The sequence below is a fragment of the Micromonospora sp. CPCC 205558 genome (assembly GCF_036902955.1).
GTDB lineage: Bacteria > Actinomycetota > Actinomycetes > Mycobacteriales > Micromonosporaceae > Micromonospora.
On the sequence record NZ_JBAKHR010000058.1, the window covers coordinates 1 to 10,094 of the forward strand.

A 10,094-nucleotide genomic window follows, 5' to 3' on the forward strand; every position below is an offset into this window, starting at 1 on the left:
GGCGAGGCTGTCGTAGTTGGTGGAGACGACGATCTGGGCGGGATCACCGCCGCTGTCGGGCAGCTCGCCGGTGCGCAGGGCGAGTCGGAACACGTCGGCGAGGGCGTCGTGGCGGCGTTGCCCGGGCGACCGCTGGTCATCGGGGCCGGATGGTGCGGTCAGTGGGTCGATGGCGGCGCGGAGGAGGCCGGCGGTTTCGGCGTCAAGGATGCCGGTCAGTCGCAGGCGGCCGTCGGTCTGTGCGGACAGGGTGAGGTGCCGGTCGCGGTCGGCGCGGGCGGCTTCGGCGTCGAGGGCGGCTTTTGCGGCGGCGTCGGCGAGGTCCGGGGCGACGTGGTCGAGGATGCGGGTGCCGAGTTTGCGGAGCAGGGTGGGGTCGAACTGCCCGGCCCAGTCGACGAGCACCCCGACTGCCTTGTCGGCGGCCTCTGCGCCGGCGGCTTGCTGCACGGTGTCGACGGTGTCGGTGATGACCCGAGCCTGGTCGAGGCTGATGGCGCCATCAGCCAACGCGTGTCGGATGCTGGGGTTGCCGGTGTCGAGAGCCGTGGCGAGGTCGACGAGCCGGCGGGCGGCCGGGACGGTGAGTCGCAGTCGTTCCCGCAACCAGACCGCCGTGGAACACGCCCCCTGCGCACGGGCGATGCCGCGGCCGTCGACCTCGCGGACCAAGGCGAGCTTCACGGCGGCGAGGCGCTGCTCCAGGCGCTGGGTGGCGTCGAGAGCAGCGACCAGATCATCTTCGGTGAGGGCCCAGGCGGCGGCATCGACGCAGGCGGCGACCGCGTCGTCTGCCTGCGCCAACTCCTCAACCATGACCCGACACTAGAACAGACGTACGACACTTTCAGGCAAGATGATCAATATTCGGCGAGCCCGGCCGACGAAGGGGACTCTGCGCCGACAGCCGCCGCCGTAGGCCGTGCCGGCGGGTGGAGGATGCGCCGCCTGCGGCCTGGCCCTAGCGCGGTGCTGCGCTAGTCGCCGCGTTTGCTGGCGTCGAGGGCTGCCTGCTCCACTCGCTGGCGGTGGTCCAGCCACCATGACTCGTCGACCGGGGGCAGGTTGTCGTTCGGAGACAGCAGCCCGGCCGTGCCGTCGATGAGTTCGCGCACGATGTCAGCGTGGCCGGCGTGCCGTTGTGTTTCCGCGATGACGTGGACCAGGACGTGGTGCAACGTGACAGCGGTATCACCCCACCACGGCACGCGGCCGACCTCATCCAGTGCGAGGGCTTCGATGGTGGTGTCGGCGTGGGCGATCGCACGACGGTACAGCGCGACGATCTCCTCGCGGGTCTCATCCGCGGTCGCCCACATGTCGGCATTGGTCTCCGCTCCGTCGCCGACGTACGGCAGCTCCTGCTCGAACGGCCGGCCGAACACGACGCCGAAGTAGAGGATCTCCATGGCCGCCGAGTGCTTCACCAGACCGAGCAGATTGGTTGCGGTCCGGGTCAACGGGCGCCGAATGTCGTATTCGCTCAGCCCGTCGAGCTTCCACAGCAGCGTGTCGCGGCCGCCCTTCAGGTAACTGTGCAGGTCTGCCTTCATCGCGGCACTATGGCATCCGGTTGGGTGCCGGCGCTGCCCCGGACGATCCGAAGAGCCCATGATCGGCAGGAAACGCCCTGGCCGTCGCCGCCAGACCACGCCCGGCCAACCTGAAGAGGCTAGGTGGTGACCACCGGCACGGCAGCGGTCAGCGCCCAGTCGTGCCCGATGTCGGCGGCGGCGCGCAGCAGCCTCGGCAGGTGCTCCTCGCGCAGCGTCTCCAGCGAGGTCTCGGCGGCGTGCACTGTCACGTTGATGGCGGCGACGACCCGCCCGTCGCCGTCGCGTACGCCGGTGGCGACGGATCGGATCCCCGGCGCGAGGTCCTGGTCGGCGAGCGCCCAGCCCTTCGCCCGGACCTCGCGCAGCACGGCGTCGAGGTCGCCCGGGGCGGGCTGCCAGCGCGGGGTGATGCCGGAGCGGCTGGGTTCGGCGAGGACGGCCGCCAGCGTGTCCGGCGGCAGCGCGGCGAGCAGCACCTTGCCCATCGAGGTCGCGGGTGCCGGGAAGCGGGTGCCGATGGTGACGCCCAGTGTCACGATCTTAGGGACGGCCACCCGGGCGACGTAGACGATGTCGCTGCCGTCGAGCTGGGCCATCGAGGTCGACTCGTTGGTCTGCGCGACGAGTTTCTCCATGTGCGGGCGGGCCACGTCCCACATGTTCAGCGCGTTGACGTACGCCATCCCCAGCTCAAGGACGCGCGGGGTGAGGGTGTGACCGCGGCCCATCGCGCGGACGTAGCCCAGCGATTCGAGCGTGATGAGGATGCGTCGAACGGTGGGACGGGCCAGACCGGTGGCGGCGGCGATCTCGCTGAGCGTCATCGAGGGGCTGGCGGGACGGAAGGAGCGCAGGACGTCGAGACCACGCGCGAGAGCCTCGATGAAGTCGGGCCCGGCGCCCCTTCCGTTGTCACCCATGTCCTAATGCTTCCATTGCGCCGACCCGGCGTCCCACTCGGTGTACTGGTACGGGTTCTCCAGGATCGCGGTCTCGGGGATGTCCGGGTTCATGCCCCGTCGCCACGCCTGCTCCCCCATCGTCTCGCGCAGGTGGTCGATGGTCGCCGCCACCCGGGCCCGCGCGGCGGCGAGGTCGACGCCGACGAGGCGGCCGTCACGCTTCACGACCCGGCCACCCACCAGCACGGTGTGCACGTCGGCACGCTGGGCCTGGAAGACGACGTGACCGTGCGGGTTCAGGATCGGGAACATCACCGGCGAGGCGTCGTTCTTGATCAGGACGACGTCGGCCTGCCGGCCGGGGGTGAGCGCGCCGATCGTGGCATCCATGCCGAGGGCGCGGGCGCCGCCTCGGGTGGCCCACTCGACGACCTGCTCGGCGCGCAGGTGGCAGTGGGTGATGGTCTCCTGCTTGGCGTGCGCCTCCAGATGCTCCCGGGAGCGGTCCGCGCCGAGCGTGCTGCGCATCGCGGAGAAGAGGTCGCCGCTCCACCACACGCTGGTGTCCATCGACAGCGACACCGGGATGTCGTGGTGACGCAGCTGCCAGGTGGGTGGGTAACCCTGGCCCGCGCTCTGCTCGCTCTCGGTCGAGACGGAGACCGACCCGCCGGTCGCGGCGATCCGGTTGTACGAGTCGTGGGTGAGCGTGGCCGCGTGCACGTAGACGGTCGACGGGGTCATGAACCCGTTCTCGTGCATCAGTCGGATGCCGTCGTCGTTGGTGGCGCCCCACACGCCGGCGTGGGTGGTCACCGGGGCGCCCAGCTCCCGGGCCACCTCGAACGCGGCCCGTTCCGGGAAGGCGGGGTCGCCCGTGACGTCGAACGCCATCTGGAAGCCGGCCAGCTTGCCGCCGTCGATGCGGCGGCGGTGGAAGTCGCGGAACTCCGGCGAGGTGGCCCACTCCCACGGCCCCTGCTGGATGTTGCCGTAGGCGAGCACGAACCGCCCGTCGACCGCCTCCAGGGCGTCCACGGCGGCGTCGGCGTGCTCGGGGGTCTGCAATCCGTGCGACCAGTCGACGGTGGTGGTCACACCCGCGTCGATCGCCTCGATCGCGCCGAGCAGGTTGCCGGCGTAGACGTCCTCGGGACGGAACAGCTTGCCCGACTCGAGGTAGTACCAGACGAAGTACTGGGTCAGGGTCCAGTCGGCGCCGTATCCGCGCATCGCGGTCTGCCACAGGTGCCGGTGGGTGTCGACCATGCCGGGCATCAGGATGCCGTCGGTCGCGTCGATCTGCAGGGCGTCGTCGGGTGCGGTGAGGCCGACGCCGACCTCCGCGATCCGGTCGCCGATGACCAGCACGTCGGCGCCGGGCAGCACCGTGTGCGCGTCGTCCATGGTGAGAACCAGGCCGTTACGGAAGACCACCGGCCGGTCGGTTGCGCTCATCGCCACCCATTCCTTTCCGGGGTACGAGGGGGGTTCCGGACTCTTGTCCGCTGTGCGGCCAGCCCGGGTGGCGCAAGTGTGGTCCGGGTCACGATTCGTGTCAAGAGCCTGATCCCGCTCGATAGACAAACCGTTGACACACGGCGAGCGGTATCGCAAGCTGTCCCGACGGACAGGTGTCCGTAGAACGGGCGGAAACATGGTGCAGCATTCAACAGGGCCGTTGGCCGGGCTACTCGTCGCGGACTTCTCCCGGATCCTCGCCGGGCCGTACGCGACGATGCTCCTGGCCGACCTCGGCGCACAGGTGATCAAAGTGGAGAGCCCCGGTGGCGACGACACCCGCACCTGGATGCCACCCACCCGCGACGGCGTCTCGACGTACTACCTCGGCATCAACCGCAACAAACGGTCGGTCGCCCTGGACCTCAGGAAACCCGACGACCTCGCCGCCGCGCAGGAGCTGGCCCGCCGCGCGGACGTGCTGATCGAGAACTTCCGGCCCGGTGGCCTCGCCCGCTTCGGCCTCGACTACGACACGGTCACCGCGAACAACGAGAAGATCGTGTACGCGAGCATCAGCGGCTTCGGCACCGGCGCCGGGCGGGACTTCCCCGGCTACGACCTCATGGTGCAGGCCATCTCGGGCCTGATGAGCCTCACCGGCGATCCGGACGGCTCGCCGTACCGGGCCGGGATCTCGGTCTTCGACGTGATGGCCGGGCTGCACGCGAGCATCGGCATCCTCGCCGCCCTGCACCACCGTGGCGAGACCGGACGAGGCCAGCACGTCGAGGTCAACCTGCTCAGCTCGGCGCTGTCCGGCCTGGTCAACCACTCCAGCGGCTACGTCGCCGGCGGTACCGTCCCGTTCCGGATGGGCAACGCGCACCCCAGCCTCTTCCCGTACGAGCCACTGCCCACCGCCGACGGCGAACTCATCGTCATCGCCGGCAACGACGGGCAGTTCCGCAAGCTCTGCCAGGTGCTCGACCTTCCCGGCCTGCCGGACGACAGGCGATTCGGCCGCAACCAGGACCGCACGGCCAACCGCGAGCAGCTGCGGCCACTGCTGGTCGAACGGCTCACCAAGCGGACCAAGGACGAGTGGTTCCGGGACCTGCTCGCCGCCGGCGTACCGTGCGCGCCGATCAACACGATCGACGGCGGTGTGGCGCTCGCCGAGGAGTTGGGGCTCGACCCGGTCGTCACCGTCGGCGACGTGCCCGGTGTCCGCAACCCCATCACCTTCTCCGACACCCCGGCCCGGTACGAGCTGCCGCCGCCCGGGCTCGACGAACACGGCGAGGAGATCCGCGCGTGGCTGAAGAACTGAGCTTCCCGACCGGGATCGGCACCTCCGACCCGACCACCATCTCCCTGCTCGGGCAGGACCTGGCCGCCGACCTGATGGGCACGGTGGGCTTCGGCGAGCTGGCGTACTGGCTGGTCGCCGGCCGTCGGCCCACCCAGGGTGAGGTACGGGTCTTCGAGGCGGTGCTGGTGGCGCTCGCCGACCACGGCTTCACCCCCACGGCGATCGCGGCCCGACTGACGTACCTGTCCGCGCCCGAGTCGTTGCAGGGCGCGCTCGCCGCCGGCCTGCTCGGCGGCGGCTCCCGCTTCCTCGGGGTCACCGAGGACTGTGGACGCTTCCTCGCCGACACGCTCGCCCAGGCCGGTGAGGTGACCGACTACGACGCGGTGGCGCTCGACGCGGTCACCCGGGCCAAGCAGGAACGCCGACTGGTCCCCGGGCTGGGGCACCCCGTGCACAAGGAGCAGGACCCGCGCACCCCCGTGCTGATCCGGATCGCCACCGAGGAGGGTCTGCACGGCCCGCACCTGCGGCTGTTCGAGGCGATCGGACGCGTCCACCCGCAGGTACTCGGCCGCACCCTCCCGCTCAACGGCGCCGGAGTCTGCGGCGCGGCCCTGGCCGACCTCGGGCTCCCCGTCGAGATGCTGCGCGGCTTCGCCCTACTGGCCCGCGCGGCGGGGCTGCTCGGGCACCTCGCCGAGGAGCGACGACGACCGCTCGGCATGGACATCTACCGCACCGTCGACCGCAACGCCGTCTACGAACCCTGACCCCCTCTTCCACCCCCGAAAGGAGTGGGAATGGCCTCCATCGTCGCGGTCATCGCCTCCACCCACCACCCCTTCTACTACCGGGCCAGCACCGCCACCGGCGAGGATCGACCACCGTTCGCCGACGAGTGGACCCGCAAGATCCTGGCGTTCCGGGAGACGTTGACCCGGGCCCGACCCGACGTGCTGGTGATGGTCGGCTCCGACCACTTCCACCAGCTCTGGCTGGACAACATGCCACAGTTCCTGGTCGGCAAGGCGCCCTGCTACGACGCCAACTGGTACAACGAGGAGCGCGAGTTCGGGCTGCCCCGGATGCTGCTCAAGGGGCAGGAGGACCTGTCCGGGCACATCCTGCGGGCCGGGCTCGACGCCGGGTTCGACCTCGCGTTCAGCAACGAGCTGCGCATCGACCACAGCATCACCTGCCCGATCATCACGCTGCGGCCCGAGGCCGACCTGCCGATCGTGCCGATCTACACGAACATCTTCGCGCCGCCGCTGCCGCAGCCGAAGCGCTTCGTCCAGCTCGGCCAGAGCATCCGGGAGATCGTCGAGTCGTGGCCGTCGCACCTGCGGGTGGCCGTCATCGGCACCGGTCACCTCTCGCTGGAGCTGGGCGGCCCCCGGCAGTTCGGCCCACACGGTCCGGACCCGGAGTTCGACCAGCGGGCCGTCGAGTGGATCGCCAACGGCGACCTGGACGAGTGCCTGCGCGAGGTCACCCTGGACAGCCTGCACTCACCGGGCAACGCCACCCACGGCTTCATGGACTTCATGCTCATGATGGGCGTGGCCGGTGCCGGCGTGAAGGCCGACTACGTCGACACCCTCGATCTGTTCCACACCATGGAGGCGTACTTCACCTGGTACCCGAACGGAGCGCCGACGGCATGAGCAAATACCTGCTGAACAAGTTCCTCTTCACTGTCGACCGGGACCCGGACCTGGTCGAGCGCTACCGCAGCGAGCCGCGCGAACTGGTCGCCTGGTGGGAGGCCGAGCGCGCCAACGCCGTACTGAACTGCCACACCGGCGAGGCGAGCACCTGGCTGCGCTTTGACGACGTGGAGCGTGAGGCGTTGGCCACCCACGACCACGTGAAGCTCTTCGAGCTGGGCGCGCACCCGTTCCTCACCCTGACCCTCTTCATCGCCCTCTTCGAACGGGACAACACCGAGCCGCTGGAATACCAGAAGTCCTACGGCGCGCGGCTGGCCCACTTCTCGATGCCCTACCCGGACATCGCGACGTGATCCGCGCCGCCCTGCTCACCACCTGCGGCGACGCGCCGACGATCGCCGAGCGGCCGGCACCGGTGCCGGCCGACGGCGAGGTGGCGGTCACCGTCGAGGCGGTGCCGATCACCCCGCTGGATGTGCTCTGCGCCAGCGGCACCAGCTACTTCGGCCCGCCGAAGACCCCTTACGTGCCGGGTGTGCAGGGGGTCGGTCGGCTCGCCGACGGCACCCCGGTCTGGTTCGGCACGTCGGCCGGGATGCGCTCCGGTGTGGACGGCAGCATGGCGAGCACGGTCACGGTGCCGGCCGCCGACGTGGTGGCGCTGCCGGACGGCGTACCGCTGACAGTGCTCGCGGCCCTCGGCCTCTCCGCGGTCGCCGCACACGCGGCGCTGACCGACGCCGGCGGTCTGGCGGCCGGCGACCAGGTCATCGTGCTCGGCGCCGGAGGTGTGGTCGGTCAGGCCGCCGTCCAACTCGCCCTGCTCGGGGGCGCCCGCCGCGTCATCGCCGTGGCCCGCTCGGCCGCGGCACGGGCCCGCGCCCTGGAGTTCGGCGCGGCCGTCGCCATCCCCCTGCTGCCCGACGACAACGTCGCGTCGATGGCCGACCGGCTGCGCCACGCCGCCGACGGGCCGGTCGACCTCGTCCTCGACCCGGTCTTCGGTGTCCCGGCCGCGGCGGCGCTGCGGGTGCTGCGCCCCGGTGGACGACTGGTCAACCTGGGCAGCGCGGCCGGCGCGACCGCCCCCATCGAGTCCGCCGTGCTGCGCAGCGGCGCCCTACGGATCGTCGGTTACACCAACAACGGGTTGTCGACCGCCGAGCGGGCTGCCGCGCTGAGCGTGGTGGCCGGGCACGCGGCGGCCGGCCGGCTCACCGTCGACCACGAGATCGTGCCCTTCGACGCCGTCGCGGACGCCTGGGCCCGGCAGGACGCCGGCACCACCGCCGGCCGGATCGTCCTCGCGCTCTGACCGATCCGGGCCCCAGCCAGGGATCGCGAAACCCTGGATAAACCGCACCTGGTTGGGGTTCCGGCACGGTGCGACGGTCGGTCCATGACACCTTCCACCGACACCGTCACCGGCCACTGGATCGGCGGCGAGACCGTCACCGGCTCCGCCGACACCCTTCCCGTCGTGAACCCGGCCACCGGCGAGGTCGTCGCCGAGACCCCGGCCGGCACCGCCGCCGACGTCGAACGCGCCGTCGCCGCCGCCCGAGCCGCCTTCCCGGCCTGGTCGGCGACCACCCCGCAGCACCGGGCGGACGTGCTGCGCCGCCTCGGCGCCGGCCTCGCCGCCCGCACGGAGGAGATCGCCCAGGCGATCACCGCCGAGATGGGCTCGCCGATCGGTATGTCCCGGACCGCCCAGGTCGCGTTCCCGGCCGCCGTGGTCGAGTCCATCGCCGGCCTGGCCGACGACTTCGCCTGGGCCGAGGAGGTCGGCAACTCGCTGATCGTCCGCGAGCCGATCGGCGTGGTCGGCGCGATCACCCCGTGGAACTTCCCACTCCAGCAGATCGTCTCCAAGCTGGCGCCGGCCCTGCTCGCCGGCAACACGATGGTCTTCAAGCCGTCCGAGAACGCCCCGCTGACCGCGCGCATCCTCGCCGAGGTCGCCGCCGAGGCCGGCGTACCGGCGGGCGTCTTCAACGTCGTCTACGGCACCGGCGCGACCGTCGGGGAGGCGATCTCCGCCCACCCGGACATCGACATGATCTCGTTCACCGGCTCCACCCGCGCCGGGCAGCGCATCTCCGCGGTGGCCGCAGCGAGCGTCAAGCGGGTCGCGCTGGAGTTGGGTGGCAAGGGCGCGAACATCATCCTGGACGACGCCGACCTGCCCGCCGCCGTCGAGCGGGGCCTGATGATGGCCTTCAGCAACGGCGGTCAGGTCTGCGGCGCGTGGCCACGGATGCTGGTGCCCGCCTCCCGGCAGGACGAGGTCGTGGCGTTGGCCGTCGAGGCCGCGAAGCAGTACACCGTCGGCGACCCGGGCGACGAGGCCACCCGGATCGGCCCGATGGCGTCCGAGACCCACCGGCGGAAGGTCGTCGGCTACATCGAGCGGGGCATCGCCGACGGCGCCCGGCTGGTGTTCGGCGGCCCGCAGCGACCCGAGGGGCTACCCGTTGGGGCCTACGTCCAGCCGACGATCTTCGCCGACGTCGACCCGGCCTCCGCGATCGCTCAGGAGGAGATCTTCGGCCCGGTGCTGACGATCATCCCGTACGCCGACGAGGACGAGGCCGTGGCCATCGCCAACGGCACGCTGTACGGCCTGACCAGCGGCGTCTTCGGTGAGCCGGAGCACGCCCTCGCCGTCGCCCGTCGGCTGCGCGTGGGCCAGGTCGACGTGAACGCCGGCCACTGGAACCCGCTCGCCCCGTTCGGCGGCTACAAGCACTCCGGCAACGGCCGCGAGTTCGGCCGCTTTGGGCTGGAGGAGTTCCTGGAGACCAAGTCCATCCAACGCTGACCGCCCCAGACGCCCCCGACCCACACCTGTCGGTCGAAAATCGGGACCCGGACACCCGCCCCGCCCTGCACCGCACCGCACCGCACCGCACCGCACCGCACCGCACCGCACCGCCCCGCACCGCCCCGCCCCGCCCCGCCCCGCCCCGCCCCGCACCAAGATCGTGCTGGATCGTGGATGTAGTGGCCTCGATCGCCCTCACACACCACTACAACCAGGATTTAGTGCGATCTTGGGCGCGGGCGCGGGCGCGGGCGCAGGCGCGGGCGCAGGCGCAGGCGCGGGCGCAGGCGCGGGGCGCAGGGCGCGGGCGCAGGCGCAGGCGCAGAGCGCAGAGCGCAGAGCGCAGAGCGCGGGGCG

10 protein-coding genes are annotated in these 10,094 nt (G+C 71.4%); 6 read left to right on the plus strand and 4 right to left on the minus strand.

Features of this window, described 5'->3' with window-relative positions; translation table 11 throughout:
* The 4 genes from V6U86_RS33135 to V6U86_RS33150 all read right to left on the minus strand — a co-directional run.
* A partial coding sequence (locus V6U86_RS33135; RefSeq protein WP_334510471.1) for a DUF222 domain-containing protein occupies positions 1-816 on the minus strand: 816 nt, incomplete at its 3' end.
* A 161-nt stretch (positions 817-977) separates the two neighbouring features.
* Positions 978-1,553 carry a DinB family protein gene (locus V6U86_RS33140; RefSeq protein ID WP_334510473.1) on the minus strand — a complete coding sequence of 192 codons (576 nt, stop codon included), beginning with the start codon at positions 1,551-1,553 and terminating at the stop codon, positions 978-980.
* Positions 1,554-1,672: 119 nt separating this feature from the next.
* Entirely contained in the window at positions 1,673-2,476 is an 804-nt protein-coding gene (locus V6U86_RS33145) for an IclR family transcriptional regulator domain-containing protein (protein WP_334510476.1), read from the minus strand.
* Positions 2,477-2,479: 3 nt separating this feature from the next.
* The gene (locus V6U86_RS33150) at positions 2,480-3,916 is read right to left on the minus strand and encodes an amidohydrolase family protein (protein WP_334510478.1); all 1,437 of its coding nucleotides are present in this window, start codon (positions 3,914-3,916) and stop codon (positions 2,480-2,482) included.
* Positions 3,917-4,115: 199 nt separating this feature from the next.
* Here V6U86_RS33150 and V6U86_RS33155 point away from each other — a divergent pair, with 199 nt between their 5' ends.
* The 6 genes from V6U86_RS33155 (at position 4,116) to V6U86_RS33180 (ending at position 9,734) form a co-directional block, all read left to right on the plus strand.
* Positions 4,116-5,252, plus strand: coding sequence for a CaiB/BaiF CoA transferase family protein (locus V6U86_RS33155; RefSeq protein ID WP_334510480.1), 1,137 nt, complete (start codon positions 4,116-4,118; stop codon positions 5,250-5,252).
* On the plus strand, positions 5,237-6,007 hold the full coding sequence (locus V6U86_RS33160; RefSeq protein ID WP_334510483.1) for a citryl-CoA lyase: 771 nt from the start codon (positions 5,237-5,239) through the stop codon (positions 6,005-6,007). The genes V6U86_RS33155 and V6U86_RS33160 overlap by 16 nt, the downstream gene beginning before the upstream one ends.
* A gap of 30 nt (positions 6,008-6,037) precedes the next feature.
* Positions 6,038-6,904, plus strand: coding sequence for an extradiol ring-cleavage dioxygenase (locus V6U86_RS33165; RefSeq protein WP_334510484.1), 867 nt, complete (start codon positions 6,038-6,040; stop codon positions 6,902-6,904).
* Positions 6,901-7,263 carry a hypothetical protein gene (locus V6U86_RS33170; protein WP_334510486.1) on the plus strand — a complete coding sequence of 121 codons (363 nt, stop codon included), beginning with the start codon at positions 6,901-6,903 and terminating at the stop codon, positions 7,261-7,263. The genes V6U86_RS33165 and V6U86_RS33170 overlap by 4 nt, the downstream gene beginning before the upstream one ends.
* The gene (locus V6U86_RS33175) at positions 7,260-8,225 is read left to right on the plus strand and encodes a quinone oxidoreductase family protein (protein ID WP_334510488.1); all 966 of its coding nucleotides are present in this window, start codon (positions 7,260-7,262) and stop codon (positions 8,223-8,225) included. The genes V6U86_RS33170 and V6U86_RS33175 overlap by 4 nt, the downstream gene beginning before the upstream one ends.
* 84 nt (positions 8,226-8,309) lie before the next feature.
* Entirely contained in the window at positions 8,310-9,734 is a 1,425-nt protein-coding gene (locus tag V6U86_RS33180) for an aldehyde dehydrogenase family protein (RefSeq protein ID WP_334510490.1), read from the plus strand.
* The last annotated feature ends 360 nt before the right edge of the window (positions 9,735-10,094 follow it).

Coding starts and splice junctions, on each gene's coding strand:
- V6U86_RS33140 (WP_334510473.1), bottom strand. CDS start 1,553: ATGAAGGCAGACCTGCACAGTTACCTGAAGGGCGGCCGCGACACGCTG.
- V6U86_RS33145 (WP_334510476.1), bottom strand. CDS start 2,476: ATGGGTGACAACGGAAGGGGCGCCGGGCCCGACTTCATCGAGGCTCTC.
- V6U86_RS33150 (WP_334510478.1), bottom strand. CDS start 3,916: ATGAGCGCAACCGACCGGCCGGTGGTCTTCCGTAACGGCCTGGTTCTC.
- V6U86_RS33155 (WP_334510480.1), top strand. CDS start 4,116: ATGGTGCAGCATTCAACAGGGCCGTTGGCCGGGCTACTCGTCGCGGAC.
- V6U86_RS33165 (WP_334510484.1), top strand. CDS start 6,038: ATGGCCTCCATCGTCGCGGTCATCGCCTCCACCCACCACCCCTTCTAC.
- V6U86_RS33170 (WP_334510486.1), top strand. CDS start 6,901: ATGAGCAAATACCTGCTGAACAAGTTCCTCTTCACTGTCGACCGGGAC.
- V6U86_RS33180 (WP_334510490.1), top strand. CDS start 8,310: ATGACACCTTCCACCGACACCGTCACCGGCCACTGGATCGGCGGCGAG.